Source organism: Halorubrum cibi, assembly GCF_900182635.1.
Lineage (GTDB): Archaea > Halobacteriota > Halobacteria > Halobacteriales > Haloferacaceae > Halorubrum > Halorubrum cibi.
Window position 1 is genome coordinate 344,795 of record NZ_FXTD01000001.1, and the last position, 26,027, is coordinate 370,821.

Annotated in this window: 27 protein-coding genes; 8 read left to right on the forward strand and 19 right to left on the reverse strand. The window is 69.3% G+C overall.

Features of this window, described 5'->3' with window-relative positions; genetic code table 11:
• The first annotated feature begins 17 nt into the window (after positions 1–17).
• Positions 18–1,430: an ATP-binding protein gene (locus tag FN829_RS01630; RefSeq protein WP_142985254.1), complete on the forward strand. Its 1,413-nt coding sequence runs from the start codon at positions 18–20 to the stop codon at positions 1,428–1,430.
• A gap of 34 nt (positions 1,431–1,464) precedes the next feature.
• Here FN829_RS01630 and FN829_RS01635 read toward each other — a convergent pair whose 3' ends face one another.
• From FN829_RS01635 to FN829_RS01650, 4 genes are all read right to left on the reverse strand, one after another.
• Positions 1,465–1,839, reverse strand: a complete 375-nt coding sequence (locus tag FN829_RS01635) for a DUF192 domain-containing protein (protein WP_142985255.1) — start codon at positions 1,837–1,839, stop codon at positions 1,465–1,467.
• Positions 1,840–1,963: 124 nt separating this feature from the next.
• Positions 1,964–3,016 carry a succinylglutamate desuccinylase/aspartoacylase family protein gene (locus tag FN829_RS01640; protein WP_185955659.1) on the reverse strand — a complete coding sequence of 351 codons (1,053 nt, stop codon included), beginning with the start codon at positions 3,014–3,016 and terminating at the stop codon, positions 1,964–1,966.
• 135 nt (positions 3,017–3,151) lie between these two features.
• Positions 3,152–5,185 carry a CocE/NonD family hydrolase gene (locus FN829_RS01645; protein ID WP_142985257.1) on the reverse strand — a complete coding sequence of 678 codons (2,034 nt, stop codon included), beginning with the start codon at positions 5,183–5,185 and terminating at the stop codon, positions 3,152–3,154.
• A complete protein-coding gene (locus FN829_RS01650; protein WP_142985258.1) occupies positions 5,182–6,576 on the reverse strand; it encodes a M28 family peptidase in 1,395 nt (464 codons plus the stop codon). The genes FN829_RS01645 and FN829_RS01650 overlap by 4 nt, the downstream gene beginning before the upstream one ends.
• Before the next feature lie 159 nt (positions 6,577–6,735).
• Between FN829_RS01650 and FN829_RS01655 the strand changes: the two genes are divergently transcribed.
• A complete protein-coding gene (locus FN829_RS01655; RefSeq protein ID WP_142985259.1) occupies positions 6,736–7,152 on the forward strand; it encodes a PLD nuclease N-terminal domain-containing protein in 417 nt (138 codons plus the stop codon).
• Positions 7,153–7,179: 27 nt separating this feature from the next.
• Here FN829_RS01655 and FN829_RS01660 read toward each other — a convergent pair whose 3' ends face one another.
• The 10 genes from FN829_RS01660 to ahaH all read right to left on the reverse strand — a co-directional run bounded on the left by FN829_RS01660 (position 7,180) and on the right by ahaH (position 17,016).
• On the reverse strand, positions 7,180–7,569 hold the full coding sequence (locus FN829_RS01660; protein WP_142985260.1) for a DUF6276 family protein: 390 nt from the start codon (positions 7,567–7,569) through the stop codon (positions 7,180–7,182).
• Positions 7,570–7,647: 78 nt separating this feature from the next.
• The gene (locus tag FN829_RS01665) at positions 7,648–8,349 is read right to left on the reverse strand and encodes a V-type ATP synthase subunit D (RefSeq protein ID WP_142985261.1); all 702 of its coding nucleotides are present in this window, start codon (positions 8,347–8,349) and stop codon (positions 7,648–7,650) included.
• 465 nt (positions 8,350–8,814) lie between these two features.
• Positions 8,815–10,239 (reverse strand): V-type ATP synthase subunit B, encoded by a 1,425-nt coding sequence (locus tag FN829_RS01670; RefSeq protein WP_142985262.1) that lies wholly within the window; start codon positions 10,237–10,239, stop codon positions 8,815–8,817.
• A 2-nt stretch (positions 10,240–10,241) separates the two neighbouring features.
• The gene (locus FN829_RS01675; protein WP_142985263.1) at positions 10,242–12,014 is read right to left on the reverse strand and encodes an ATP synthase subunit A; all 1,773 of its coding nucleotides are present in this window, start codon (positions 12,012–12,014) and stop codon (positions 10,242–10,244) included.
• A gap of 1 nt (position 12,015) precedes the next feature.
• Positions 12,016–12,345 (reverse strand): V-type ATP synthase subunit F, encoded by a 330-nt coding sequence (locus FN829_RS01680; protein ID WP_142985264.1) that lies wholly within the window; start codon positions 12,343–12,345, stop codon positions 12,016–12,018.
• A complete protein-coding gene (locus tag FN829_RS01685) occupies positions 12,342–13,388 on the reverse strand; it encodes a V-type ATP synthase subunit C (RefSeq protein ID WP_142985265.1) in 1,047 nt (348 codons plus the stop codon). The genes FN829_RS01680 and FN829_RS01685 overlap by 4 nt, the downstream gene beginning before the upstream one ends.
• On the reverse strand, positions 13,385–13,963 hold the full coding sequence (locus FN829_RS01690) for a V-type ATP synthase subunit E (RefSeq protein WP_142985266.1): 579 nt from the start codon (positions 13,961–13,963) through the stop codon (positions 13,385–13,387). Before FN829_RS01690 ends, FN829_RS01685 begins: the two co-directional genes overlap by 4 nt.
• 20 nt (positions 13,964–13,983) lie before the next feature.
• A complete protein-coding gene (locus FN829_RS01695; RefSeq protein ID WP_127116581.1) occupies positions 13,984–14,235 on the reverse strand; it encodes a hypothetical protein in 252 nt (83 codons plus the stop codon).
• Between the two features lie 177 nt (positions 14,236–14,412).
• Positions 14,413–16,653, reverse strand: coding sequence for a V-type ATP synthase subunit I (locus FN829_RS01700; RefSeq protein ID WP_142985442.1), 2,241 nt, complete (start codon positions 16,651–16,653; stop codon positions 14,413–14,415).
• Positions 16,654–16,674: 21 nt separating this feature from the next.
• A complete protein-coding gene (gene ahaH, locus FN829_RS01705; RefSeq protein WP_142985267.1) occupies positions 16,675–17,016 on the reverse strand; it encodes an ATP synthase archaeal subunit H in 342 nt (113 codons plus the stop codon).
• A gap of 148 nt (positions 17,017–17,164) precedes the next feature.
• Here ahaH and FN829_RS01710 point away from each other — a divergent pair, with 148 nt between their 5' ends.
• Entirely contained in the window at positions 17,165–18,571 is a 1,407-nt protein-coding gene (locus FN829_RS01710; RefSeq protein WP_142985268.1) for a nucleotide-binding protein, read from the forward strand.
• Positions 18,572–18,598: 27 nt separating this feature from the next.
• Here FN829_RS01710 and FN829_RS01715 read toward each other — a convergent pair whose 3' ends face one another.
• Positions 18,599–19,570 (reverse strand): transcriptional regulator, encoded by a 972-nt coding sequence (locus FN829_RS01715; RefSeq protein WP_142985269.1) that lies wholly within the window; start codon positions 19,568–19,570, stop codon positions 18,599–18,601.
• 202 nt (positions 19,571–19,772) lie between these two features.
• Here FN829_RS01715 and FN829_RS01720 point away from each other — a divergent pair, with 202 nt between their 5' ends.
• Together FN829_RS01720 and FN829_RS01725 are read left to right on the forward strand one after the other, a co-directional pair.
• A complete protein-coding gene (locus FN829_RS01720) occupies positions 19,773–21,185 on the forward strand; it encodes a tRNA(Ile)(2)-agmatinylcytidine synthase (RefSeq protein WP_142985270.1) in 1,413 nt (470 codons plus the stop codon).
• Between the two features lie 47 nt (positions 21,186–21,232).
• A complete protein-coding gene (locus tag FN829_RS01725; protein WP_142985271.1) occupies positions 21,233–21,586 on the forward strand; it encodes a VOC family protein in 354 nt (117 codons plus the stop codon).
• Between the two features lie 31 nt (positions 21,587–21,617).
• Here the strand turns inward: FN829_RS01725 and FN829_RS01730 are convergent, their stop codons facing one another.
• Both FN829_RS01730 and FN829_RS01735 read right to left on the reverse strand, forming a co-directional pair.
• Positions 21,618–21,848, reverse strand: coding sequence for a DUF7543 family protein (locus FN829_RS01730; protein WP_142985272.1), 231 nt, complete (start codon positions 21,846–21,848; stop codon positions 21,618–21,620).
• Between the two features lie 47 nt (positions 21,849–21,895).
• Positions 21,896–22,093, reverse strand: coding sequence for a hypothetical protein (locus FN829_RS01735; RefSeq protein WP_142985273.1), 198 nt, complete (start codon positions 22,091–22,093; stop codon positions 21,896–21,898).
• A 97-nt stretch (positions 22,094–22,190) separates the two neighbouring features.
• On the opposite strand from FN829_RS01735, the gene FN829_RS01740 reads away from it, so the two are divergent.
• From FN829_RS01740 to FN829_RS01750, 3 genes are all read left to right on the forward strand, one after another.
• Positions 22,191–23,300: an aminopeptidase P family protein gene (locus FN829_RS01740; RefSeq protein ID WP_142985274.1), complete on the forward strand. Its 1,110-nt coding sequence runs from the start codon at positions 22,191–22,193 to the stop codon at positions 23,298–23,300.
• 86 nt (positions 23,301–23,386) lie between these two features.
• Entirely contained in the window at positions 23,387–23,692 is a 306-nt protein-coding gene (locus tag FN829_RS01745; protein WP_142985275.1) for a DUF5789 family protein, read from the forward strand.
• Between the two features lie 72 nt (positions 23,693–23,764).
• A complete protein-coding gene (locus tag FN829_RS01750; RefSeq protein WP_142985276.1) occupies positions 23,765–24,211 on the forward strand; it encodes a DUF302 domain-containing protein in 447 nt (148 codons plus the stop codon).
• 27 nt (positions 24,212–24,238) lie between these two features.
• Here the strand turns inward: FN829_RS01750 and FN829_RS01755 are convergent, their stop codons facing one another.
• Both FN829_RS01755 and nreA read right to left on the reverse strand, forming a co-directional pair.
• On the reverse strand, positions 24,239–24,451 hold the full coding sequence (locus FN829_RS01755) for a preprotein translocase subunit TatA (protein ID WP_142985277.1): 213 nt from the start codon (positions 24,449–24,451) through the stop codon (positions 24,239–24,241).
• Positions 24,452–24,497: 46 nt separating this feature from the next.
• On the reverse strand, positions 24,498–25,823 hold the full coding sequence (gene nreA, locus FN829_RS01760) for a DNA repair protein NreA (protein WP_142985278.1): 1,326 nt from the start codon (positions 25,821–25,823) through the stop codon (positions 24,498–24,500).
• Positions 25,824–26,027: the final 204 nt, after the last annotated feature.

Genomic DNA, 26,027 nt, shown 5'->3' on the forward strand with positions numbered 1-26,027 from the left:
TGTTTCCTTCGGTAGTCATGGCTCGCGGGGACGACGTCGCGCTCGCGCGCTCGCTCGTCGGAGCGATCCCGGCGGCGGCGCTCGCCTGTGATCCCGAGAGCCTCGCGATACGCGCCGTCAACGACGCGGCGTCGACGCTCCTCTCACGAGACTCGTCTACGCTGACGCTGTCGGGGCTGTCGGATCTGGCCGTCTCCGGAACGACGATCGGCGAAGACCCGGTCGAGGGTGTGTTCTCGGATCTCTCCCCGAGCGACGGTTCGATCGCCACGGAAGTGGACGTCGAGATCGACGGCGACACGCGGCGGATCCGCCTCCGCGCGCACGCCACGACGCTCGGGGATCGGGAGTGGTTGATCGCGGTCGCGACCGACGTGACGCCCCGGGTCCGAGCCGAGCGCGGCAATCGTGCGCGCGCTCGGACCCTCGACGCGGTCGCGTCGACGCTCCCGATGGCGCTGTTTCGGTGTGACACCCAGGGGACGATCAGCCGATGGAACGAACGGGCGAGCGAGGACACCGGCTACGGAGCGGGAAGCCTCGACGGTCGCGCGTTCGCCGAGCTGTTCGACGCCGACGGTCGATCGACCCTTTCCGAGGGACTGACGCGAGTCTATCGGGACGGATCGGTCGCCGAGTGCAAGGCGACGCTCCTGACGCGGTCCGGCGAGGAGGTACCGTATCGGCTGACGATGGGGCCGGTGACCGACGGGTCGGCGGTCGTCGGGGCCGTCGTGCTCGGCGAGGACCGGACCGACGAGTCGGTCCGAGCGGAGCGGCTCGCGGTGTTGACTCGAGTACTCAGACACAACTTCCGGAACGACCTCAACGTCGTGACCGGCTTCTCCGAACAGGCGAGAAACGCGGTCGAGGACCCGGCGGTGACGGAACAGCTCGACCGCGTGGTCGACACGGCGGGCCGCCTGCTCCGCCTCGGCGAGACCGCCCGGAAGGTCGAGCGACTGCTCGCCGAACGGCCGGAACCGGAACCGCTCCCGCTCTCGCGGGTCGTGTCCTCCGCGCTCGCGTCGCTTCCACCGCGGCTCCGCGAGTCGGCCGACGTCGAGGTCGACGTCCCGCGCGGCGTCACCGTCTCCGGGGTCGACCGGCTCGCCGACGCCATCGCCGAACTCCTCGACAACGCGATCCGTCACGGCGACGCCGACCGGCCGAGCGTCCGCGTCTCGGCCGCCGAACTCCCCAGCGAGTCGTGGGTCTCGCTCGTCGTCGCCGACGACGGCCCCGGGATCCCTCCCGCCGAACGGGCCGTACTCACGGGCGAGGAGACGCAGCTGAAACACACGAGCGGCCTCGGGCTGTGGTACGTTCACTGGATCGTCACCGCCGCCGGCGGCCGCCTCGACATCACCGAGAGCACGAACGGCGGGAGCCGGATCGAACTCAGTCTCCGGGTCCCCGAGAACGCGTGAGACCGGCGAGGACGCTCGTGTCTTCCGCCACCGGTCACTCGCGGAGCCGGATCCCGTCGCCGACCTCGACTCCGTCTGCCGCCCCCGCGGGCAGCTCGACGACGGTGTCGGCCGCCCCGTGAGCGAGCCCGACGAACGGCGCGAGCCGTTTCACCTTCGTGACCTCTCCGTCGACGATCCAGACCGCGTCGATCGCGAACGGGACGAAGAGCATGTGGAGCCAGCGCGTCTCCGACTCCCCGAACGGGAACACGAGCGCGTAGTCGTCGGGGATCGACCGGCGGAACATCAGCCCGCGCGCCTGCGCGAGCCGGGAGCGCGCGACGTCGACGTCGCGCGCGAGGGTCCGCGCATCACGGTTCACGGGCGGATCCCGGTCGGGTCGATGGACGAGTCGCACGTCGGTCACGTCGTCGCCAGTCGGTAAATACTCCCGCACTCGAGTGGAGCGCGGCCGGGGCAGTACGGTGGTCGTGCGGCGCGGCGGCCGGGGCGAGGCGCTGGTCGGACGGTTCGGTGGTCGGGCGGCGCGACTACTCAGATTCGATCAACAGCGGGTCCTCGTCCGGGACCGCCATGTCGAGGAGCACGTCGTTCTCGTAGACCGCGACTCGCTCGCGGCGACTGAGGACGTAGCCGTCTCGGTCGGCTTCGATCTCCCGTTTCGATTCGCCGTGCGGGTCGACGATCTCGGCGACGACCTGGCCGGCCTCCACGAACTCCCCCTCCGTGGTCCGGTAGCGGACGATCCCAGCGACGTCGGTATATGGGCCGTCGAACCGACGCAGTTGGTCCTCGGAGTCGAAGTCGAACTCGGCGTGTCGGTCTGCGGGTTCCTCGACCATCTCGAGCGCGTGTAGGACGTTCCACGTGCCGTCCGCGGCCGCCGCGGCGACGTCGTGCTCGACGACGAACCGGCCGCCGAGCTCCGGGGTGAACGCGGGGATACCGTCGGCGACGGCCGCTCCGGTGAGCGAGTGCTGGAGGTCGCGGGTCTCGGTCTCGCCCGGCGGGTACTGGTTGACGACCGGCATCCCGAACGCCTCGGTGAGTTCGACGAGTCGGTCGCGGAGCACCGCCGCGTCCGACACGCTCCGGTCCTCGCCGTAGGGAACCCGGGGCTGGATCGTGTACGGATGGGTGGCGACCCACGACGTGTGTAACGCCACGATGGCGTCTGCGGTCTCTCGCATGTCCTCGTATATCCGCTCGCAGACGACCCGTTGGACGCGGGGCGGGGTCTCCGTGTCGGCGTCGTCGCGACCGAAGTAGCGGTTCGGGTCGTCCCCGTGGTAGTAGGCGGTCCGCGAGTTGGTTCGGAACCCCGCGGGGTTCATGATCGGTAAACAGACTACCGCCCCCGCGAGGTCGGCGACGTCGATCCGCTCCGCGACGTCGTGAGTCACCGCCATCCCGGTCGGCTCGTCGCCGTGGATCGTTCCAGTCACCCACACCGTCGGCCCGGGATCGACGCCGTTGAGCACCGTCACCGGGAGCTCCTCGGATCCGCCGGTCGGAAGCTCCGTGACCGCCCGATAGCCGGTCGCCCGCTCGCCCGGATCGGCCTCGGCCGTACCCACCTTCATCGGTTCCCTCCGTCGCGTGCCGCGTGACCGCCGCATCGATCCGTCATAACGGGTGAACCGAACGGCTCCTGAGACATCAGTGTACGTGCTCCGGCGAGCGACCGCGACCGCGACGCGTCGGGGACGATCGGTCCGCTATCGAGTCCACTCGCCCTCGTAGAGCGTCCTCCCCTCGTGTGAGACGGTCGTTCGGACCCGGCACCCCGACGTCGAGATCCGGTTCGTCGCCTCCACGAGGAACTCGCCGAGGTCGTTCTCGACGGTCAGCCGATGCTCGTTCCGCGCCGAGATCGACGCCGGGTCGTCCTCGTCGACCGTCGCCTCGTGCGTCGACTCCGAGACGAACGTCCCGTGCGGCAGGTCGACGCGCTTCTCCCCCGACTTGCGGGCGCGGACCCGTCCCGAGACGTGTTCCCGAGCGGTCTCCCACTCGGTCGATCCGATCGCGCGCTCGGCGTGTGCCGGAATCCGCTCCTCGTCCGGTCCCGCCATCCGAACCGCGTCCGCGAAGGCGGGATCGTCCCCGTCGTGACGACGGCCGGGGAACCGCAGCCGCGAGGGGGTCGCCGGGCTCGATCGGACGGTGAGGGGATCACCCGGTGACGAGCCAGTCCGTCGGGGAAGACGGGCAACCTCGGGAAAGAGCGCGGTCCCGATCGCGACCCGGATCCGGTGGCCCGCCTCGAAGACGTGGGAGGTCGGATCCAGCGTGACCGCGAGCTCCGCCTCCCCGTTCGTCGACAGCGGGTCCCGGGAGTCCAACCCGTCGCGGAAGGCCCCGCGGGCCGCTCCTCGCGTCACCGTCCGCCCCCGGCCGCAGGGGTCGACGTCGATCAGTCGAACGGCGATCGAGGGGTCCGAGACGGGCGACTCGATCCGGAGTTCGACCTCGCCCGTCCCCGTGATCTCCACGGGTCGATCGAGCGGGCCGGTGTCGAACGCGAGCGTTCGCGCGTCGTCGTCGTTCGTGACCGGCGGGGCGATCGCCGCGCCGTACGGATCGACCGAGGCGAGCCCGACCGTCGGATCCGGCTCGTACGCGAACTCGGCCGGCTCCGTGAACCCCGTCGCGTTCGCGGTCGGAGTCAACTCGCCGACCGCGTCCGATCCGCCGACCGCGGGGTCGACGAGCCCCTCCGGAGCCAGCGCGAACTCGATCCGGTCCGCCCCCGCGTCCTCGAGCGTCGGCCACGCGTCGAGCCCGCGCCAGCAGCCCGCCTCGGTTCCCCCGCCGTTCCGCTCGGTCCATATCCGATAGGTCGGGTGCTCGAGGACTCCGGTGTCCTTCCCGCGGAGGAATCGGTCGAACCAGTCTGCGACCTGCCGGCGGAAGTCGATCGCCGACTCGCGGCCGCGGTGGGGCATCCGATGACGCCACGGACCGAACAGGACGCGGGTCGGCGCGTCGATCCGGTCGACGTACCGGAGCGTGTCCTCCGTGTAGGGGTCACGCCAGCCGTCGACGGCGAGGACGGGGACGTCGATCCGCTCGACGGGGATCGTCTTGTCCGCCCAGTACTCGCCGTCCGGGCCGGCCTCGAGGAACTGGAGCAGCCACGGGTCGCGGTCGTCCAGCCGGTCGAGCCGGTCCAGCCACGCGTCGAGCGAGGCGGGATCGCCGGCGGGATCGGAGGGCGGCTTCGCGTCGAGCGCCTGCATCAACGTGAGCCAGTCCATCCCGATGGTGAGGAACTCGAAGAGCCCCCCGTAGGTGTACGCGTTTCTGAGTCCCTCGAACGGCGTGTGGATCGGGACGATCGCCTCGAGCGCGTCCGGTCGCTGCGCGGCGGCGTCGAGCGCGGTGATCCCCCCGTAGGACTTCCCGAACATCCCGACGCGGCCGGTCGTCCACGGCCGGTCCGCCAGCCAGTCGACGATCGCGGCGGGCTCTCTGCCCTCACGTCGAGTGAACGGCTCGTCGATGAACCCCGTCGATCCGCCGGTGCCGACCATGTCGGCGACGACCACCTCGTAACCGCGGGCGGCGAGGTATCGGTTGAGCGGATCGTACGCGCCGTAGGTGATGCTGTCCTGTTGGGGATACGGAACGTAGCTCAGGAGCGCCGGCGAGGGTCCCGGCTCGTCGACGGGCTCATAGCGGGTCGCGGCGACGGTCTCGTCGCCGACGGGGATCCGGATCCCCTCGTGTCGGGCGATTCGCCCGCTCATGCCACCTCGTCGGCCCACGGCCACGGCCGCTCTTCACCCCACGGCCAGGAGTCCGTCGCCTTCATCCCGACGTCGTGGCCCTCCTCCACCGTCTCCTCTCTCACCGACTCCGGATCGCGTCCCTCGATCTCGCGGTCCGACTCGGCCAGCTTCGCGACTCCGGCGGCACACAGCACCGTCAGCTCGCGGAGGTCACGGATGTCGAGTTTGTCCAGGGTGTCGCCGTGGGTGTGTCCCCAGCCGCGGCCGCTGCCCTCGGCGGTCGACCGCCCCTGTCCGCCGGCGACGCCGCGCTGGACGAACGGCCAGTGGTCGCTGTGCGGGCGGAGCCCGTCCTCGACGACGATCGGCACGTCGAACTCCGCTTCCACCTCCTCGAACGCCTCGCCGAGCCCCGACGCGCCGTGCGGGTAGATCTCGAGGTTCCGCGAGTAGCCCGCGCCGTCGACGTTGAGCACGCACTTCACCCGGTCGAGGTCGTGCGTGTGCGACCAGTAGTACGAGCCGTAGAGACCGGTCTCCTCGGCTCCGAAGACGACGAGCCGCACCCGCGTCTCGAGGTCGTCCTCGATCGAGGCGAGCACGCGGCCGACGCCGACGACGAGCGCCGAGCCGAAGCCGTTGTCGTTCGCGCCGACCCCGACGTCGTGCGCGTCGACGTGGGCGGTGTACAGCACCTCCTCGTCGGTGTCGGGTCCGACGACGGCCTCGACGTTCGCGGAGGTCGCCGGCTCGTTTCGCGCCTCGACCGAGAGCGTCGCGTCGATGCCGCCCTCGCCCTCAACCTCGTCGCAGTGGCGCGCGAGCTGGCTGCCGAGCTCCTTGCTCAGCCCGACCGCCGGGATCGGCCCCGGCCCGTTCGTGTGGTTGATGGAGCCGGTCGGCGGGAGCGACCCCTCGATGTGGTTGTAAAACAGGAATCCCTCCGCACCCGACTCGGACGCGTAGTCGTACTTCTCGCTGCGGTGAACCCAGCGGCCGTAGTCGTCGGGCGTGATACTCGACGCCATCGCGATACACCCCGAGAGGTCGACGTCCTCGAAGTCCTCGGGGAGGCCGTACCCCATGTCGACGATCTCGCCGGTCACCTCGCCCGAGGGCGTCCCCGGGAGCTCGACGAGTTCGTGGCTGCCGTCGAAGGTCATCATTCGGCCGTCGTGATCGACGGTCAGGGAGGCCTCCCCGCGCCACCAGCCGGGGATCGGGAACTCCGTAACCGAGACCTCGGAGAGGCCCGCCTCCTCGAAGGCGTCGGCCACGAGCGACGCGCCCATGGCCTCGCCCTCGTGACCGGGCATTCGGTCACCGAGGTCGGAGAGGTTCGCGAGCAGCTCCCAGGCGGTCGAATCCGTGTACGCGTCACCGACGGTCTCGGACGGCAGAGATGTCATACGCTCCTACACAGGTGCTTCCGGTATATGATTACCCGGGGACGACGGGGGGATTGCCGGGAGATCGCGGGCGGCCCGCTCGCGACGACACGACGGCCGACGCGGCGAGCGACGCCGATCCGACCCGGGAAGTTATGTCCGTCGGGCCGAAGCGGCCGTATGGAACCTTTCCTCGCCGCCATCCTGATCGGACTCCCGCTCGCGTGGCTCGCCGCGTTCGCGGCGTACGCGTACGTCGACGCGCCGAAGCGCGGGATGAACCCGCGGAAGTGGGCCGCGATCTTGTTTGCCGTCCCGCTTTTCGGCTTCTTCGCGTACCTCTTCGAGCGCGACGAACGCGACTACGACCCCGAGGAGGACCCGTACGCGCAGGGTGCCACCTTCGAGGTTCACGAGTCCAGACGCGGCGAGGAGCTGCTCGATCCCGGCGGGGCGGGGACCCGCGACGAGAGGGGCACCCCCGCCGGGGGTCGAGCGGTCGACGAGAATCATGGAGACGACGGAGATCGGGCGGGAGACGGGGACGAACCGGCCGACGGCGACGAGTGGAACGACCCGCCGGGCGTCGATCTCTGAGCACGGAGCGAGCCGATCGACGACCGATCAGAGTAGGTCCAAGAGCGCGGTCCGCCGACGTTCGAGGTCGAAGTGCGCGTGCTCGGCGTCCAGCCGATCGAGGAAGCCGAAGACGTCCGCTCCCTCCCGCTCGGCGCGCTCGACGAGCACCTCGATCGACGCGCGGGACAGCGCGAACGACCCCAGGTGACCGCAGAGCAGCGCCAGCGCGATCCCGGCGTCGCCGTCGGGAAACGCCGGGTCGACGGCGGCGAGGTCGGGCGGATCGTCGGACATCGATTCGATCCCCGCGTCGGCGGCGGGGGCGGTTGCGAGACATCGCGTACAGATCGCCGTCTCGTCGGCCGGCGCGTGGTCGCGGAGGTCCGGCGGAACGAGGAAGGCGACCACGGACGCGGAACAGTGTGGACAGGTCATGTCGGTGGTCGGGCTGAACGCGTGTCGGTGGTCGGGCTGAAAGAAAGCGAGAGAGGTGAGACGGATTTAACGGACCGATCAGTCGGCCGCTTCGGGCTCCTCGACCGCGCCGGCGGCGGCCGCAGCCTCGGCTTCGACCTCCTCTTTCGCCTCCTCCTCCTCCTTTTTCGCCTTGATCTTCTTGAGCCGGAAGATCTCCTCGCGCTCCTGTTCCTCGAGCTTCTGCTCGATGTACTCCTGGTTCTCGTACAGCCGGGGTAAAAGCGTGAACTCGAGGGCGTTGACGCGGCGTTTCGTCGTCTCGATCTCCTCGAGCATCTTCTTCATCGCCGTCTCGACCTCGGCGGCGAGGATGATCGACTCGAGCAGCTCCTCGTAGGCGTCGGCGGCCTCGTCGATGCGCGCCGAGGAGCCGAGCAGGCCGTACCCGCGCTCGTCGAGGCTCTTTTTGACCTTCGATGACTCGATCTGCGGGACGACGACGCCCATGATGTTCTTCGACTGCGTGGTGATCTCGGGGTGCTCTTTCAGCGCCGCGGCTGCGCCGCGAACCGCGACGTCGCCCTCCATCGCGCGCGCCATGTCGATCTTGCGCTGGGCCGTCTCGTAATCGTCGGCCATGCCCGACCGGACGTCCTGGGCCTGATCGAGGATGTCCATGAACTCCATGATGAGGCCGTCACGCTTCTGTTCGAGCGTGTCGTGGCCCCGCTCGGAGAGTTCGATCCGGTCTTCGATCGCCATCAGGTTCTTCCGAGTCGGTTTGACGTCCTTTGCCATCTGTTGAGGGACCGTTCCGCGCCGAGGCTGTTAATTCTTTTCAGATGTGGTGCCGGCGGCTCCGGATCGACGAAGGAACGACCGTCGAGAAACGGAAACGGCCCGCGTCCGACGGCGGGACGCGTGTGCCTCTGCGGATCGACCGATCACGTCGCCGTCGGTGAAGGGCCGATGGCCCCCCGGTTTCGGACGATTCACACCGCGTTCGGAACGAACGGACGGCGTGTCGTCCACGAGGGGTCCACGGCGAGACGTCGAGGGCGTGCGGAACACGCCGCTCGTGGAGACGCCTCCCTGCCGGGAACCCCTCACGACGTGCGAGGGCCGGTGTGAACATATACCTCCGAGAACGTTACGGCGATTTCATCCCGATTAATCCGAATTAGCCGCGGATCGAGGGGCGATCCGACGGAGCCGAGGCTGTGCCGGCCCCTACTCGACCCGCTCGAAAAAGTCCTCGCGGTTTCAGTCCGCGGCTTCGACGACTTCGCGCTCGTCGTCCTCCTCGCGGTAGTACTCCTCGATGAACTCCTCGTCGACGCGGTTGAGTTCCTCCTTCGGCAGCATCGAGAGGAGGTCCCAGCCGATCTCGAGCGTCTCCTCGAGCTCGCGGTTCGTGTCGAATCCCTGGTCGACGAACTCCGTCTCGAAGGCGTCCGCGAAGTCCAGGTACTTGTTGTCGCGCTCGGAGAGCGCCTCGCGGCCGACGATGTTCACGAGGTCGCGGAGGTCCTCGCCCTCCGCGTACGCCGCGTACATCTGGTCGGAGACGCCGCCGTGGTCCGCGCGGGTCAGCCCCTCGCCGATGCCGTCGTCCATCAGCCGCGAGAGGCTGGGAAGGACGTTCACCGGCGGCTGGAGCCCCTGACTGTTGAGGTCGGGGTCGACGTAGATCTGCCCCTCCGTGATGTACCCGGTCAGGTCCGGGATCGGGTGAGTGTCGTCGTCGCCGGGCATCGTGAGGATCGGGATCTGCGTCACCGAGCCGTCACGACCTTGGATCCGACCGGCGCGCTCGTACAGCTGCGCCAGGTCGGTGTACATGTATCCGGGGTAGCCACGCCGACCCGGAACCTCCTCGCGGGCCGCGCCGATCTCACGGAGCGCCTCGCAGTAGTTGGTCATGTCCGTGAGGATGACGAGCACGTGGTAGTCCTTCTCGAAGGCGAGGTACTCGGCCGTCGTCAGGACCATCCGCGGGGTGACCGTCCGCTCGACGGCGGGGTCGTCCGCGAGGTTCATGAAGACGACGGAGCGCTCCAACGCACCGGTCCGCTCGAAGTCCTCCATGAACTCGTTGGCCTCCTCGGCCGTGATCCCCATCGCGCCGAAGATGACGGCGAACTCGGAGCCGTCCTCGTCGTCGTCTCCCTCCTCCTCCTCGGGCACGCTCGCCTGCCGGGCGATCTGCATCGCGAGCTGGCTGTGCGGTTGGCCCGAACTCGAGAAGATCGGGAGCTTCTGGCCGCGAACGAGGGTGTTCATGCCGTCGATGGCGGAGACGCCCGTCTCGATGAACTCCTCGGGATACTCCCGGGAGTACGGGTTGATCGCCGCGCCGACGATGTCCTGTCGCTCCTCCGGGACGATCTCCGGGCCGTCGTCGATCGGCCGGCCGGAGCCGTCGAGCACCCGCCCGAGGAGGTCCTCGGTGACGGGCATCTTCATCGTCTCGCCCAGGAACCGGACGGACGCGTTCTGGTCGATGCCGGAGGTGCCCTCGAACACCTGGATGGCCACGAGGCCCTCCGAGGATTCGAGCACCTGGCCGCGCAGCGTCTCCCCCTGTGCCGTCTCGATCTCGACGATCTCGTCGTAGCCGATGGCCTCGTCGACCTCGGCGTACACGAGGGGGCCGCTGATCTCGGTGATGGTTTGATACTCTTTCATGATCAGTAGAGGCTCCGAAGCTCCTCGGTGATGTCCGCTTTCAACTCCTCGACGTACTCCTCGTAGTCCTCCTGGACGCCGATCCGGTTGATCCGCGGGACCGACTCGATGTCGATGATCTCCTCGACGGGCACGCCGGCCTCCAGCGCGTCGAACGCCTCGTCGTTGAACGTCTCGATCGTCGTCAACATGAGGTACGTCTTCTCGGGCGGACAGTAGGTGTCCACCGGGTGGAAGGCGTTCTGCTGGAGGTACGCCTCACGCAGGTAGCGGGCGATCTCGAGGGTGAGCTGCTGGTCGTCCGGCAGCGCGTCCTTGCCGACCAGCTGGACGATCTCCTGGAGCTCGGTCTCCTCGTCGAGCACGTCGACGGCCCACTGGCGCTTCTCCGGCCAGTCTTCCTCGACGTTCTCCTGGAACCAGGGGTCGAGCTGGTTCTTGTACAGCGAGTACGACTCGTTCCAGTTGATCGACGGGAAGTGGCGGCGCTCCGCCAGGTCCGCGTCGAGCGCCCAGAACGTCTTCACGATACGCAGCGTGTTCTGTGTGACCGGCTCGGAGAAGTCGCCGCCGGGCGGGCTCACCGCGCCGATCGCGGAGACGGAGCCCTCCGTTCCGTTGACGTTCTCGAAGTAGCCGGCCCGCTCGTAGAACTGCGCCAGGCGGGCGGCGAGGTACGCGGGGTACCCCTCCTCGCCGGGCATCTCCTCGAGCCGCGAGGAGATCTCGCGCATCGCCTCCGCCCACCGCGAGGTGGAGTCGGCCATGAGCGCCACGTCATAACCCATGTCACGGTAGTACTCCGCGATCGTGATCCCCGTGTAGATACAGGACTCACGCGCCGCGACGGGCATGTTCGAGGTGTTCGCGATGAGCGAGGTCCGGGCCATGAGCGGGTTGCCGTTGGCCGGGTCCTCGAGCTCGGGGAAGTCCTCGATGACCTCGGTCATCTCGTTGCCGCGCTCGCCACAGCCGACGTAGACGATGATGTCCGCGTCGGCGTACTTCGCGAGCTGGTGTTGGGTGACCGTCTTTCCGGACCCGAACGGTCCCGGGATCGCGGCCGTCCCGCCCTTCGCGATGGGGAACAGGCCGTCGAGGATCCGCTGTCCGGACACCAGCGGCGTCCGGGGGGTCTTCTTGTTCGCGGAGGGTCGGGGCTCGCGCACCGGCCACTCCTGGTGCATCGAGACCGACTCGCCGTTGTCGAGTTCGGCCACCGTCTCGGTCACGTCGAAGGACCCGGGCTCGATCGAAGCGATCTCGGTCGTCTCGCCCTCCTCGAGGGCGTCCGGCGGCACCATGACCTTGTGGTCGATGGTGACCGTCTCCTCGACGATCCCGACGACGTCGCCGCGGCCGACCTCGTCGCCGACTTCGACCGTGGGTTCGAACTCCCACTTCTTCTCGAGGTCGATGCCGGGCGCGTCGACCCCGCGGTCGAGGTAGGGGCTTCCCATCTTGCCCTCCAGCACGTCCAGGGGGCGCTGGACGCCGTCGTAGATGGCGTCCAGCATCCCCGGACCAAGGTCGACCGACAGCGGCTCGCCCGTGTTCTCGACGGGTTCGCCGGGGCCGACCCCGGAGGTCTCCTCGTACACCTGAATGGTCGTGATGTTCCCTTCGATCTCGATCACTTCCCCCATGAGGCCTTCGTCGCCGACGTAGACGACGTCGTTCATGCGGGCGTCGAGGTCGCGGGCGCTCACGACCGGACCGCTCACGCTTTGGATGACACCGTCTCCGGTGGTCTCCGTGGATTCTGCTTTACTCATGTTAATCGTCCTCCTCCATCAGGTCGATGCCGATGGCTCGTTTGATCTGGTCGCGGAGCCCGCCGCTGCCGGCGCCGCCTGCGCCGAGCGTCACGAGCACGGGCTCGATGCTCCCCTCGACCCGCTCGCGGGTCCCCCGCGAGAGGTGATCGAGGTCCGCGTCGTGCATCACGATGATGCCGGTCGTCTCGTCCTCGAGCGTCCGTTCGACGGCGTCGTCGAGCCGCTCTTCTTTCTCGTCGTCCGGCACGTTCTCGAACTTGCGGACGCCGGCGAGTTGGAACCCCGTGGTGAACTCCGGACTGCCGACGACGGCGATCTCCTGGCTCATGTTATCACCAGCTCCGATTCGATGTCGTCGGCCGACAGGCCGGCCTCCTTCCCGCGGGCGATGGCGCGGATGTTCTCCACCTCGCGCTCCTTCGCGAGGATGTAGGAGATCACCGGCGTCACCGACACCGGATGGACCGTGCCGAGCCGGTCGCCGTACGCCAACAGCGCGGCGTCGGTCGCGTGCTCGAACGCGATCAGGCTGTCGACCTCCTCGAGTTCGCGCAGCGCCGGACCGAGCTCGTCGGCGTACTGGCTCTCCGCGATGTACTCGACGAGCTCGTCGACGTTCCGCGCGAGCCGGGCGAGCGTGTCGCGGGTGAACAGCTCACCTCCCTCGATGAAGTACTCTGCGGGGTCGATCTCCGCGCCCGACCGCGCGAGCCGGAGCGCGTTCGTCGCGTTCCGGAAGTCGACCTCCGCTTTGAGGAACGCCTCGTACTGCCGGATCGGCTCGCCGCCGGGCAGGTTCTCGAGGAGACGTTCGTAGAACGCGCGGTCGACCGCGTTCTCGAGGGGGACGAGGACGTCCGACTCCTCGAACTCCGCGTACGCCTCCCGGAGCGGGTCTCCGTAGATCGTGTCCTCGAGGACCTCGACGACCGCCTCGATCGAGTCGGCCTCGAGCAGCCGCCGGATCCGACGGTCGTCGAACTCGCCGGCCCGGATGAGGTCGACCTCGATGGCCTCCTGGCTCGCGCCGGTGTAGACGCCGCGGATAACGGTCTTCACGTTCCACGCGTCGAACTTCCGGAGGTAGCGGGCGATGAGACCGTACAGCGCGCCCTCGCTCCAGTCTAAGATCCCCTCGAACTGCTTCGCGAGGTTCGCGTTCAGCGCGTACTCGATGAGGTCGACGCCGCCGTGGCGGCTCCCCAAGGCGTTGATCTCGGTCTCGTAGCTCGATTCCTCCATGAACCGGGCGATCTCGGCGGGCGTCATCCGGACCAACTTGCGGTACTCCTCGTCCCCGTAGAGCTGGCCGCGGCGGGCGCGAACCCGCGCGACGACGAACTCCGGGTTCGAGCTGCCGGCGGCGCTCATTGGTCGAACAGTCGCTCCGAGACGTGTTTCAACTCGTCGTCCCAGACCGTCTCCAGGACCGAGTCGAACGTGTTGTTCACGCGGACGCGGGAGGTGTCGCTCTCGGCGACCACACCGCCGAGACAGTCGACCTCGCCGTCGACCTGCGCGTTCCGATCCGCGACGAGGTCCTCGAGGAGTTCGACGTCCTCCGCGCGGGTGTAGACGGCGACGTCCTCGTCGTCGTCGAACTCCGCGAGGCTGGCGTCGAGAGTCGCCTCCGTCAGTTCGCGTCGGCGGCCCTCCTCGAGGTCGGCGATCGCTTCCTCGACGCCGTCGTACACGTCCTGAAGGACGTCACGACGCGCGCCGAGCCGCTCCTGTTTGGCCTCGAGTTTGGCCGACGAGAGCGTCTGCTCGCGCTCCTGGTCGATCTGTCGATCGACCTCGGCGAGCCGCTCCTCGCGGATGCGCTCGGCGTCGGTCTCCGCCTCGGCGAGTATCTCCTCCGCCTCGGCCTCGGCTCCCTCGCGGATCTCCTCCGCACGCGCGCGGGCTTCGTCTCGAACGTCCTCAACGACGGTTTCCAAACTCATTGTGTGAAAGGGTGTGCCGCTCAGACGATGAAGACGACGACGAGCGCGAGAATGACGATCGTCTCGGGAAGGACCGTCAGGATGAGCCCGTTGACGAAGAGGTCGTCGTCCTCGGCCATCGCGCCGACGGCAGCCGAACCGATACCTCGCTCCGCGTATCCCGCACCGAGGGCGGCGAGCCCGACGGCGAGCGCGGCCGCGGCGCTGGGGTCAGTGAGCGTTCCTCCGGTGGACAGTACGGCGTTCCCGAGTTCGTTGGTAGCTTCAAGCATTGGTAGTAGTTGCGGTTGCTCGTCTCCGAACAGTAGCTAGTTGCCGCCACAGTGGACATAAAGCTTCCCAAAACGACCGACGAGAACCCCCGCGAGGGGACTCACAAGGGCGATAGAGTGGGCTCTGAGGAACCAAGCGAAGGGGATCGAGCGATCCCGAAACGGCGCGCGACCCGGCTACTCCTCGGAGGTGTACTGCCGGTCGTACCCGAACGGCGTGTACGCGTCGCCGCCGCCCTCGTAGAAGTTCCCGAAGAACTCCACGTACTCGAGACGCACCGCCTGGATGCCGGCGGACGTGACGCCGAGCGCGAGGACGACGACGTGGCCGACTATCGCCACGACGATCCCGCCGACGAGCGCGAGGACGCCGACGGCGCCGATCGACGCCGGATCGAACGCGGTCGTCATCCCCGAGAAGACGAGTTCGTAGTCCTCGGGGTGGCTCCGCACGTACTCGAGGTAGTCGGCGGAGAAGATGAAGTGGAAGCTCCCTGCCCCGCCGTCGCCGATGTACGCGCCGAACGCGAGCAGGTTGACCGCGAGCGCCATCCCGCCCTTCGCGAGCAGCACCGCCATGATCCGGGCGTACGAGATGACGTTGACGATCGGCGAGAGCACCTCCGCGAGCTCCGGCGGCTCGCCGATCGCGAGCAGGACGACCCCGAGCGCGATGGCCACGATGGCGGCGTACCCGACCGCGACGGGGAAGCCGCCGAACGACACCGCGCCGAAGGTGAGTATCGAGAACGACTCGAAGAGGAAGTCCGGCTTCGGACCGGGGAGGTGCTGGCTGAAGATCCAGATCCACGCGCCGTTGAGGATCAGGAGCCACGAGCCCCCCTCGTACAGCGCGTGCTTCAGGTCGTGCTGCTGGTAGTTGCTCACGAACGAGAGGACGTGCCCCACGTTCAGGTGAGCGAGCCCGAACAGCACGCTGGCGACGAGGAACGACAGCGCCCAGTCGATGTCGGCCGGCGAGAGGCCCTTCCCGTCGACCGGCCAGTGGACGTCGCCCGGCAGCAGCTGGTAGGCGTGGTAGCCGAACACGTCGATGCCGAAGTAGATCCCGAACAGGATCGTGAAGCCGCCGGCCCACAGCGCGACCGCGCCGAGTTCGCGGAACGTCCCGTCGTACCTGCTGTACAGGAAAGCCCCGATGGCGGCGTACAACACGCCGTACCCCACGTCGCCGATCATGAACCCGAACATGAGCGGGAACGTGAGGAAGACGAGAAGCGTCGGGTCGAACTCCGTGTACTTCGGCCGGCCGAACCCCTGAACGAGCAGCTCGAACGGGCCCGCCGCGCTTCCGTTCTCCTGGACGACCGGCGGGTCGTCGCTCCCGTGGGTCGCGTGGCCGCCGTCGGTGGCCGCCTCGCGCTCGGCGTCGTCGTCGGCGGAGCCGGCACCCGTCGCGGAGTCGGTGGTCGCGGCCGCGGAGGCGCCGCCCGTCCTCCCGCCGTCGGCGACCGCCTCGGTGTGGTGGTCGCCGTCCGGCGTGAACGAGGCGCGCTCGAGCTCCTCGACCTCGGCGTGGTCGTCGACGGCGGCGGCGACGGCCGCCTCGAAGTCCGCGACCGTCGCGGTCGGGATCCACCCCTCCGCGATGAACGCGTTCTCCGTGGTCGCAAAGGAGAGCGGCGCCTGCTTCTTCTGCGCCTCGATGGTGAGCTGCTCTTCGGCGCGCAGGAGGAACCCCGCGGCCTCGGATTTCACCTCCTCAAGCTCGGCGTCGACCGCCTCGAGCTCCTCCTCGAGGTCCGCCTTCTCGCCCTCGAGCTCGGCGACGTAGTCGGCCGGGCTCGCGTCCGCGTCGGGCACCTCGAGGAACGCGACGTCGACCCCGACGAGCGCGTCCTGAAGGACGCCCTCCTCGGCCCCGTCGGCGGGCGCGGCGAAGGCGGCCACGACGTTCCCGCCCGAGAAGACCTCGAAGGCGTCGACGCCGTCGGCCGCGCCGAGCGCCTCCTCGATCGCTTCGGGTTTCGCCTCGCCGACGACGACCTCGAGCGAGTCGTATCCGCTAAGCAGATCGAGCTCGATGCCGAGGTCGGCGAACGGCTCCATCCGGTCGATCTCCTCCTGTCGGTCGCGTATCTCCGCTCTGAGGCCGTCGCGCCGGTCGTTGAGCTCGTTGACGCGCTCGCGGACCTCCTCGAGCTCGGCCGTGAGCGCGTCGTCGCCGAGTTTCCCCGGGCCGTCGGCGTCGTCCGCGGTGACGTCGAGGATGCTCTCGAGCGAGCGGACGGTGACGAGCCGCTCGTTGACGTCCTCGGCTCCCTCGAGTGAAGTGCCGGGTTCGAAGCCCTCGTAGCGGTCGTCGTAGTCGGTGACGTGGAGTGAGTGGTGGTCGTAGGCCGCCTCGATGACGTCGTCGATGACGCGCTTCGAGCCCGTCACCGACACCTTGCTCATTTGCTCCGGTCTAAGCGCCATTCATTCCTCCGTCTGCCGGCCCTTGACCGCCTCCTCGAACCGCTCGACCGCGTAGTCGACGGCGTCGTCGACCCGATCGCGGGCGGTCGATTCGAGCGCTTCGCGGTCCTCGCGCCCCTCGGCGAGGATCTCCTCGCGGCGTTCCTCGAGCTCCTCGCGGGCGGACTCCAGCCGAGCCTCGGCCTCGGCCGCCGCCTCCTCCTCGGCCTCGGCGCGGATCTCGTCCGCGCGCGATCTGGCCTCGGCGAGGCGCTCGTCGGCGTCCGATTCCGCCTCCGCGATGATCTCGTCCGCCTCCGTTTCAGCCTCCTTGATCCGGTCGAGCACCTCTGGTCTCGCCATTCTACTGATCGCGTGAACGTCCACGAGCGACGTATAAGGTGTTTGCGGAACCGCTCGGCGAGCCGGCGGAGAACGGCGAGCGCGGTGGAACCGCGAACCCGCCGTCTCGCCGCCTACATTTAAGTAGGAGTCGCCGGACCCTGACGGTATGGCAACGGTGTATGCGGTCGCGTCGGCGAAGGGTGGCGTCGGGAAGACCACCACGACCGCGGCGATAGCGACGCTCCTCGCGGAATCGGGCGCGGACGTCGTCGCGATCGACGCCGACGTGGGTATGGCGAACCTCGCCGACGCGCTGGGGATGGTCCCCGGCGAGACGACGATCCACGACGTGCTCGCCGGGCGCGCGGACCCGGCCGAGGCCGTCCACGACGGGCCCGCCGGACTGCGGGTCGTTCCGGGAGATCCGGACCTCGACGCGTACGCGGCCGCCGATCCCGCCGAACTCGCAGGCGTCGTCGAGGCGTTCTCGGACGCCGACTACGTGTTCCTCGACGCCGGCGCGGGGCTCTCTCACGACTCGACGCTCCCGATCGGGTTGGCCGACGAGACGCTTCTCGTCTCCACGCCCGACCGGAGCGCGCTCGGCGACACGGAGAAGACCCGACAGCTCGCGGAGCGGATCGGCGGCCACGTCGCCGGCGCGGCGATCACCCGTGTCGGCGGAGACGAGGACGAATCTGTGGGGCTCGACGACGCGAGCGGGATGGCCGACCCGGACGACCCGGCCGTCGATATCGTCGACGAGATCCTCGCGACGGAGGTGCTCGCGCGGATCCCCGAGGACCCGGCGGTCGCCCGGGCGAGCACGGCCGGAGAGCCGCTGACGACGTTCGATCCGAACGCGCTGGCGAGCCGCGCGTACCGCGAACTGGTCCGAACGCTGGCCGGCGTCGACGTGGCGGGGCCGGAGGGGAGAGCGGAGTCGGGAGCCGAAGCGGAACCCGAAATCGAAGCGGAACCCGAAACCGAAGCGGAGTCGGAAGCGGACCGGAAAACGGAATCGGAAGCGGATTCAGGAGGGAGATCGGATGCGGAGGTCGAACGGAAGGCCGACGAAGACACTGATAGCGACGACGCGGACGACGACATCATCGTCGCGGAGTCGGAGACGCTCGTCGAGGACGCCGAAGTCACCGCGAGCGATGCGGACGACGCGGACGCCGTGACCGGCGAGGCCGACGAAACCCACGATTCTGACGACACCGACGACACCGACGACACCCGAGAAGCTGCCGAAGATGAGGACTCGACCGGACTCATCGACGAGGCGGAGCCGACCGCCGACGAGGAATCGGGGGATCTCGACCGGTCGAGGAGCGACGATTCTGATGGCGACGACGGCGATACCGACGACGATGATGACGAGGACGATCTGGCCGGGAGCGTCCCGTTCCGGGACGACGACAGCGGGACGATGGCGACCGCTCTCACCGGCTCGGACGACGACGCTCGAGATTCGAACGACGGTACCGGCGAGGGGGAGACGGAGGGCGACTCGGACGACGAAGACGAGGGAAACGGCGGGTTCTTCGGCCGACTGCTCGGCCGCTGACTTCCGACCGAGACCCCCGCGGCTCGGCTACGCCTCCGAGGGCGCTTCCGCGCGGTCGCGGATCAGTTCGCGGATGGTTTCGGGGTCGTCGACCTCGGCGAGTTCCGCACAGGAGACGATCGCGGTGCCGTCGACGGACTCCTGGCTCTCCTCCTCCTCCGTGAAGTACACGGAGCGGGTGTGTGCCACCTCGCCGATGGAGGACATGATCCGCGCGCGCTTCTTCGCGGCCGGCGTGAACGTCGAGTGCCCGGTGAGCAGCCGCGTCACGGGGTCGTCCTCGTCCTCCGAGACGGCCTTGAACGGCGCGCGGGCCGTCGGGTGGACGGTGAACCCCGCGCTGGTGAGCACGTGGACGACGTGTTCGTCGCCCGGATCGGCGTCGGGCGCGGAGGGCGTCGGGTCCGCGTCGCGGACGTCGTCGGCACCCTCCAGGACGTCCACGGGACTGGAGAACGGCTCGTCGAACAGCTCCTCCAGCTGGATCGCGACCTCGATGGAGGCGTTCATCCCGTCTTCGTACTTCGAGACGGTCCGACGGGAAACGCCGAGCTCGGTCGCGAGCCGGCCGAGCGACCAGCCGCGCTCCTCGCGCTCGTCGGCGAGCAGGTCGCCGTCGAGGCTGACGTAGAGGCCGCCGGGGGCCGCGTAGATGAGCGGCGGCATCCCCTCGATGAACAGCTCGTAGGCCGTGTCCGGGTTGATCACCGGGACGCCGTGTCTGAAGTAGACGACGCCGGGCTTCAGCTCCTCGTCGCGGGTCCGGATCCCGATCACCATCGGGGTCGCCTCGAGGTACTCGCCGAGCCGTCGCATCTCCGCGCCGGTCGCCGCGTCGAGCGCGTCGACGTTGCCGAGGATCTTGAGGAGCAACAGGTCCTCGTCGCGCCGGACGGCCACGTCGAAGCTCTTGGGCCGGACCGCACACCGGTCGCTGACGAGGAATCCCGCGTCTTCCAGCATCGCGGTGACGTTCTCGATCAGCGCAGTCCGGGACATACCCGAGATAAGCGGCTCGGAACATATATACGTTGTGTCGGCTGGATCCGCTGATACCGGTGCCACCTTGCGTTTTCTCCGAGCGACTTGGACGACACGGTTATATAGGTGTTCGCGTGTCCGAGAGCGGAGCAGGCACCCGTCGAGATCGAACCGGCGGCGGGTCGAAACCGCCTTGGTCGCCGCCCGAGAACCTCCGATCATGCCGATCGTCGCCGTCGACGACACCGACTCGCGGGACCGCGGCATGTGTACGACGTATGTCGGGGTCCGGCTCGGAGAGCGGCTCGAGGCGGCCGGGGCGCGGGTGACGCGTCACCTGCTCTTGCGGCTCAACCCCGCGGTGAAACACAAGACCCGCGGGAACGCCGCGGTCGCGCTCCACGTCGACGAAGTCGACGCCGATGGAGTCGACGCTGACGGGATCGACGCGGACGAGGCGTTCCGGATCGCCGGGGAGACGGTTCGGGAGTTCGCGGCCGCCGAGGACCCGCGGACCTCACCGGGCGTCGTGGTGGCCGACGTCTCCCCCGACGGCGACGGTGACGCCGACTCCTTCGTCGACGGCGCGGGCGACCTCGCGGGACGGATCCCCGCCGACGTCGCGTCCTTCGCCCGCCGGGCGCTCCGGGAGCGACTGGAACTCGCCGAGGCCCTCGAGATCGCGGACCGACACGGCTTCCGACACGCCGGGTTCGGTACCGGCGGCGCGGACGGGGACGAGACGCCGGGTCGCGGGCGGATCGGCGCGCTCGCCGCGGTCGGCGCACCCGCCGCCCACGACGAGTGGACGTTCGAGCGGATCTCCTACCGCGAACTCGACCGGTGTGGGACTCCCCGCGACGTCGACGCCGAGAGCGTCTTCGCCGCCGCCAACGAGGCGTACCCGACCGTGTGGGACACCGTCGACCGCGGGACCGGCGAGGTCGTCTGCGTACCGAACGCGCCGGGGCCGATCCTCCACGGGATCCGCGGGGACGACCCGGACGCGTGCCGGCGGGTCGCCGACGCGATCGAGAGCGAACCGGTCGAGCGCGCCGCGACGTTCGCGACGAACCAGGGCACCGACGCCCACCTCGCGGACGGGAGCCTCGGCGACCTCCGCGACGGTTCGGGGTACCGGGTCGCGGGCGTCGTCGCGGACGACCCGGAGACGAAGCGGGGGGGACACGTCCACGTCGCGGTTGCCGCCGCCGTCGATGTCGGCCCGGAACTCCGAGCGATCGCGTTCGCGCCGACCGGCAGGTTTCGTGATCGCGTGCGCGCGCTCCGTTCGGGCGACCGCGTGACGCTGTGCGGCGAACACGAGGTCCGCGAGGATGAGTCGGGTCCGGCGGGGACGCTGAAACTCGAGAAGTTCGCCGTCCGCGACCTCGTGCGGACGGAACCGGCGACCCCGACCTGTCCGGAGTGCGGCCGGACCATGTCGTCTGCGGGTCGGGACCAAGGGTACCGCTGTCGCGACTGCGACGCCGCCGCGCCCGGAAAGGTCGAGGCGACGATCGACCGGGAGCTCGAGCCGGGGTGGTACGAGGTCCCGCCGAGCGCCCGCCGACACGTGGCGAAGCCGCTCGTCCGCGGCGGGTTCGACGCGCCGGTCCACCCGGAGCAGTAGGGTGTTCGATGAGAACAGTTAACACGGATCGCCGCGTCCCCCGGACGATGGCAGGGATCGTCTTCTACGCGACGGAGAACCACGACGCGGTCGTCGACTTCTACCGCGAACGACTGGGGATGGAGCCCTGGCTCGAACAGCCCGACTGTACGATACTCCGCCACGGGAACCTCCTCGTCGGGTTCTGCGACCGGGACCGGACCGACGACTGCGGGATCGTGACGGTCGTGTATCCGGATCGCGAGGGCGTCGACGACGCTCACGACCGCCTCGGCGACGCGGCTCGCGAGGAACCTCACGAGAACGGGACGTACGACATCTACCAGTTCTTCGCCGCCGACCCCGACGGGCGGACCGTCGAGTGTCAGGCGTTCCTCGACGAGGACGTGGAACTGCCCTAAAGGGGGCGGTCGTGTCGACGACGGCGTCGACTCACTCGTCGAGATCGCGTTCCTCGCGCCACGCGGCGGCCCGCTCCTCGGCGGCGTCGCGCTCGTCGAGAACGACCCGGTCGTACGCGCGGTCGTCGGTCGCCTGTTCCATCACGTCGAGGCGCGCGACGAACCGACCGTCGCCGCGCTCGCGGATCCGGACCGTGGCGTACCCGTCCGAGCGTTCCCACTCCGTGATCGTCGCGTCCTCCCGCTCGAGAGACCAACCCATGCGGGAGAGTAGGATCGAGCGCGGGTAAAGCGCGGCGGTTCCGCTCGTCAGACGTCGATCCCGTGCTCGCGTGTAGTCCCCTCCGTCTCGAGTCCGGTCGTGTACGAGCACTCGGGACACACCGCGTAGCCGAGGGAGTCGTACGGTACCGACGTCGACGGCGCGGTGGCCGCACAGTCGGGACAGCGGAACGTCGAGGGGTCGGTCCCGCCGAAGTCGAACGCCGTGGAGCGATCGGTCGCCATGCCTCATCCGACGGAGAACGCCCCTATAGTTACGACCCGCTTGATGGGACGGTAACCACATCCTGATTTATATACCCACGCCGACCCGAGCGCTCGTATGACCGACGACGCGTACGCGACCCGTCGCGACCGAGCGGGAGAACGGCTCCGGGCGATCGGGGCCGACGCGCTGATCTGTTTTCCGAGTCGGAACCTCCGGTACCTCACCGGGTTCGTGGCGGAGCCGAGCGAGCGACACTTCCTGTTCGTCGTCCCCGCGGAAGGGGAGCCGAGCCTGCTCGTCCCGAAGCTCTACGAGAGCCAGGTTCGCGAGGAGACGGGCGTCGCCGACGTACGGACTTGGGACGACCGGGACGACCCGCTGGCCGCAGTCCGGGACCTGCTGGAGGCGCACGGCCTCCGCGATGGGCGGCTCCTCGTCGACGACGCGATGTGGGCGCGGTTCACCCAGGACCTCCGGGCGGTCGCGCCGGCCGCGGAGTGGGGCCTTGCGAGCGAGGCGCTCGCCGACCTCCGGGTCCGCAAGGACGAGACCGAACTCGCCGCGTTGCGCGCGGCGGCCGCGGCCGCGGACGCGACCGTCGAGGACCTCCGGGAGCTCGGAACCGACGCGGTCGGCATGACCGAACGGGACCTCGCCGGATGGATCGCCGACCGGCTGGCGGCCCACGGCGGCGTGGGTACCTCCTTCGAGACGATCGTGGGTGCGGGCGAGAACGGCGCGAAGCCGCACCACGGCCACGGCGATCGGGAGATCCGCGCCGGCGACCCGGTCGTCCTAGACTTCGGGACGCGGATCGACGGCTACCCGTCCGACCAGACGCGAACGCTGGTGTTCGCGGGCGAGCCGCCCGCCGAGTACGAGGCGGTCCACGAGGTCGTCAGGGAGGCGCAAACGGCCGCGGTCGACGCCGTCGAGCCGGGCGTGACCGCGGCCGCCGTCGACCGGACCGCTCGCGACGTGATCGAAGGGGCAGGGTACGGCGACGCGTTCGTCCACCGGACCGGCCACGGCGTCGGGCTCGACGTCCACGAGGAGCCGTACATCGTGGCGGGCAACGACCGCGAACTGGAGCCGGGGATGGTCTTCTCCGTCGAGCCGGGGATCTACCTCGAGGGGCGGTTCGGTTGCCGGATCGAGGACCTCGTCGTCGTCACGGACGAGGGCGCGGAACGGCTGAACGCGACGGATCGACGCTGGCGGTGAGCGGGGGACGGATCGGCCCGTTTCCGGGCCGTATCGAGGCGGTCCGTACCGAAACCGTTACCACCGACCGAACGGAACCGCGACGCATGAGCGACACCGACGAGGAGGCCGACACGGAGGCCGAAGAGGACGCCGAGCCCGCCGTCGAACTCGGCGACGGGCCCGACGTCGCGGGCGAGCCGGTCGCCCGCGTCGCTTCCCGGCTCACGTGGCCCGCGACCCGAAGCGACGTGCGCGCCCAGGAGGGCGACGCCACCGTCCGGACCCCCGACGGACCGACGAGCCTGGACGCCGTTCTCGAGGAGTCCGAAGTCCCCCTCTTCGAGAGCCGCGACGAGTTCCACGAGGCCGTCGAGGACGTGGTCGGGAGCGGTCCGGTCGCCACGGAGTGATCGGTCCCGTACGCACCGCCGAGACGAGCCGGCACGCACACTCTTTTGTCCGTACCGGCCTCATGAGGATCCATGACGCTCCCGTTCGATCCGGACGACCTGGACGGCGACGACTTCGGCGAGAAGCGCGCGACCCTCGAGATGGACCACGAGGCGGCCATCGAGCGCGTCCGCGAGGTCTGTGCGGACGTGGGATTCGGATTCCCCGTCGAGTTCTCCCCCTCGGAGATGCTGAACGAGAAGGTCGACGCCGGTCGCGACCCCTACTACGTCCTCGGCGCGTGTAACCCCGCCGTGGCCGACCGCGCGCTCGACGCCACCGACGGCCGGATCGGCTCGCTGTTCCCGTGTAACATGGTGATAGAGCAGGTCGAACCCGACAGGCAGGTCGTTCATCACGTCTCGATCATGAAGATCGCGCGGCTGCTCGGCCTCCCGAGCGACGACGAGGAGATGGACGCGATAATCGAGGACACCGGGGAGATGGTCGGCGAGGTCTTCGAGCGGCTCGAGGACTGAGAGGGGATACGACGGCCGCTCGCCGACTCACTTCCCGTTCTCGACGCGCTCGCGGAGCCGGTCGACCTCGGATTCCAACTGTTCGACCCGATCTTCGAGCGCCCCTCGTCGACGGAACAGGAGGAACACGACCGCCACGCCGATCGCGACGGGCGCGGCGAGCAGCAACAGCACCAACGCGAGGATCACGAGCTCGGGACCGCCCGGGACGCCGAACTGCGCGAGGAGGGCAGAGAGCATGCCGGCACTCTCGTCTCGATGGAACAAAAGTCCTCGGGGCTGGTACTCACTCGTCGCGGCCGGCGAAGTCCGCGAGGTTCGCCTGGAGACCCGCCGCCATCGTCGACTTCCGTCGGAGGCGACCGACCGAGATCGGGAGGTGGGACGCGACGCCCCGGACCGCCTCGCCGAACGTCTCGGCGGTCCCGCGTTCGCCCTCGAAGGCGTTCCGGACGGCCTCGCGCACCTGCCAGACGCCGACCGGCCCCCAGTAGTCGTCCGAGACGTGCCGGCAGACGAGGACCTTCGCCTGTCGTCCGCGGTCGTGGAGGTGTTCCAAGACGCCGAGGCGCGCGGCGTAGTACGCGCCCGCGGTCTCCTCGACGTACCCCGTCCGTCCCTCGCGGCCCTCGCTCGCGGCCGCGAGGTAGACCCCGGCGTCGGGGTCGGGGTTCCAGATCGAGCCGGGCGCTTTCAGCTCGACCAGCTCGTACTCCCAGTTGCCGGGGACGAGGACGACCCAGAAGGCGTTTCCGAGGTACTCGTTTCGGTGGACTTCGATCCGGTCCACCGACGGGTTGTCGCGGATCGACCCGCGGAGGAACGTCCCGACCGTGTCGTCGACGGCGGTGATCGACCAGCGCGTCGGCACGAGCCGCCGGTTCCTCCCGCGCCCGAGCGCGCCCGCGGAGAGGATCGTATTAATCTCGTACACGTCGAACCCGCGGCGGTAGAGATACGTCATCGCGCCCTCCGCGCGCCAGTCGTCGTCCTCCAGCGTCTTCTTCACCGGTCGCGGGACGTGCGGGTTCTCGCCGAGGGCGGCCTCGCGCGCCGCCGCCCGCGGGCCGGTGGGCGTCTTCACGTCCTCCACGCCCACCTCGAAATCGAGGTCGGGGGTGCCGTCGAGGCCGATCTCGACGTCGACGGGACGGTCCGCAATCGCGACCTCGCGCTGGACGCCGAGCCAGCCGTCCCACGCGTCGTGGACGCTCGCCCCGTCGGTGCCGGAGCCGCCAGACCCGACCCCGCTCGCTCCCGCGTCGGTCACGTCGACGCCGCGGTTGGCGTTGAGCAGGCTGGTTCGGCGCTCGAAGACGTCCGCGATCGACACGCCCTCGTCGTACCACGCGCCGGAGGTCCGGAAGCTGGCGGCGCGCTCCTCGCGGCCGACCGGCGAGAGCAGCCCGGTCGAGACGTTGGGATAGTCCGAGCGGCCGACGAAGATCGACGGGGAGACGCTACCGACGACCGCGTCGTCGGAGACCTCCGCGTCGAAGCGCCGCTCGAAGGAGTCGAGGTGGTCGAGTATCCCGTAGTCCTTCTCGCGGGCGAGCCGCCGGCGCTCGGCGCGCTCGTTCGCCTCGAACTCGAGGTAGTTGTCGAGCCGCATTCGTCCGCCGTTGGGCGCGGGCGGGCTTCAACGTTGCTTCGGTGGTAGAGTCACGAACCATGTGCGTATCTGTGGTCGGCGCGCGCCTCCGAGCGTCCCAACGGGACGCGAGGAGCCCGCGCGAGGGACGCGGCGAGCGGTGAAACCGCGAGCCGCAGCGAGGCGCTCCGCGCCTCTGGCAGCCGGACGTAGTCCGGCGACGAG

Bases quoted from the DNA above. Each gene is read 5' to 3' on its own strand.
- FN829_RS01630 (WP_142985254.1), top strand. From the start codon at position 18: ATGGCTCGCGGGGACGACGTCGCGCTCGCGCGCTCGCTCGTCGGAGCG.
- FN829_RS01640 (WP_185955659.1), bottom strand. From the start codon at position 3,016: ATGAAGGTGGGTACGGCCGAGGCCGATCCGGGCGAGCGGGCGACCGGC.
- FN829_RS01645 (WP_142985257.1), bottom strand. From the start codon at position 5,185: ATGAGCGGGCGAATCGCCCGACACGAGGGGATCCGGATCCCCGTCGGC.
- FN829_RS01650 (WP_142985258.1), bottom strand. From the start codon at position 6,576: ATGACATCTCTGCCGTCCGAGACCGTCGGTGACGCGTACACGGATTCG.
- FN829_RS01655 (WP_142985259.1), top strand. From the start codon at position 6,736: ATGGAACCTTTCCTCGCCGCCATCCTGATCGGACTCCCGCTCGCGTGG.
- FN829_RS01660 (WP_142985260.1), bottom strand. From the start codon at position 7,569: ATGACCTGTCCACACTGTTCCGCGTCCGTGGTCGCCTTCCTCGTTCCG.
- FN829_RS01665 (WP_142985261.1), bottom strand. From the start codon at position 8,349: ATGGCAAAGGACGTCAAACCGACTCGGAAGAACCTGATGGCGATCGAA.
- FN829_RS01670 (WP_142985262.1), bottom strand. From the start codon at position 10,239: ATGAAAGAGTATCAAACCATCACCGAGATCAGCGGCCCCCTCGTGTAC.
- FN829_RS01675 (WP_142985263.1), bottom strand. From the start codon at position 12,014: ATGAGTAAAGCAGAATCCACGGAGACCACCGGAGACGGTGTCATCCAA.
- FN829_RS01680 (WP_142985264.1), bottom strand. From the start codon at position 12,345: ATGAGCCAGGAGATCGCCGTCGTCGGCAGTCCGGAGTTCACCACGGGG.
- FN829_RS01685 (WP_142985265.1), bottom strand. From the start codon at position 13,388: ATGAGCGCCGCCGGCAGCTCGAACCCGGAGTTCGTCGTCGCGCGGGTT.
- FN829_RS01690 (WP_142985266.1), bottom strand. From the start codon at position 13,963: ATGAGTTTGGAAACCGTCGTTGAGGACGTTCGAGACGAAGCCCGCGCG.
- FN829_RS01695 (WP_127116581.1), bottom strand. From the start codon at position 14,235: ATGCTTGAAGCTACCAACGAACTCGGGAACGCCGTACTGTCCACCGGA.
- FN829_RS01700 (WP_142985442.1), bottom strand. From the start codon at position 16,653: ATGAGCAAGGTGTCGGTGACGGGCTCGAAGCGCGTCATCGACGACGTC.
- ahaH (WP_142985267.1), bottom strand. From the start codon at position 17,016: ATGGCGAGACCAGAGGTGCTCGACCGGATCAAGGAGGCTGAAACGGAG.
- FN829_RS01710 (WP_142985268.1), top strand. From the start codon at position 17,165: ATGGCAACGGTGTATGCGGTCGCGTCGGCGAAGGGTGGCGTCGGGAAG.
- FN829_RS01715 (WP_142985269.1), bottom strand. From the start codon at position 19,570: ATGTCCCGGACTGCGCTGATCGAGAACGTCACCGCGATGCTGGAAGAC.
- FN829_RS01720 (WP_142985270.1), top strand. From the start codon at position 19,773: ATGCCGATCGTCGCCGTCGACGACACCGACTCGCGGGACCGCGGCATG.
- FN829_RS01725 (WP_142985271.1), top strand. From the start codon at position 21,233: ATGGCAGGGATCGTCTTCTACGCGACGGAGAACCACGACGCGGTCGTC.
- FN829_RS01730 (WP_142985272.1), bottom strand. From the start codon at position 21,848: ATGGGTTGGTCTCTCGAGCGGGAGGACGCGACGATCACGGAGTGGGAA.
- FN829_RS01735 (WP_142985273.1), bottom strand. From the start codon at position 22,093: ATGGCGACCGATCGCTCCACGGCGTTCGACTTCGGCGGGACCGACCCC.
- FN829_RS01740 (WP_142985274.1), top strand. From the start codon at position 22,191: ATGACCGACGACGCGTACGCGACCCGTCGCGACCGAGCGGGAGAACGG.
- FN829_RS01745 (WP_142985275.1), top strand. From the start codon at position 23,387: ATGAGCGACACCGACGAGGAGGCCGACACGGAGGCCGAAGAGGACGCC.
- FN829_RS01750 (WP_142985276.1), top strand. From the start codon at position 23,765: ATGACGCTCCCGTTCGATCCGGACGACCTGGACGGCGACGACTTCGGC.
- FN829_RS01755 (WP_142985277.1), bottom strand. From the start codon at position 24,451: ATGCTCTCTGCCCTCCTCGCGCAGTTCGGCGTCCCGGGCGGTCCCGAG.
- nreA (WP_142985278.1), bottom strand. From the start codon at position 25,823: ATGCGGCTCGACAACTACCTCGAGTTCGAGGCGAACGAGCGCGCCGAG.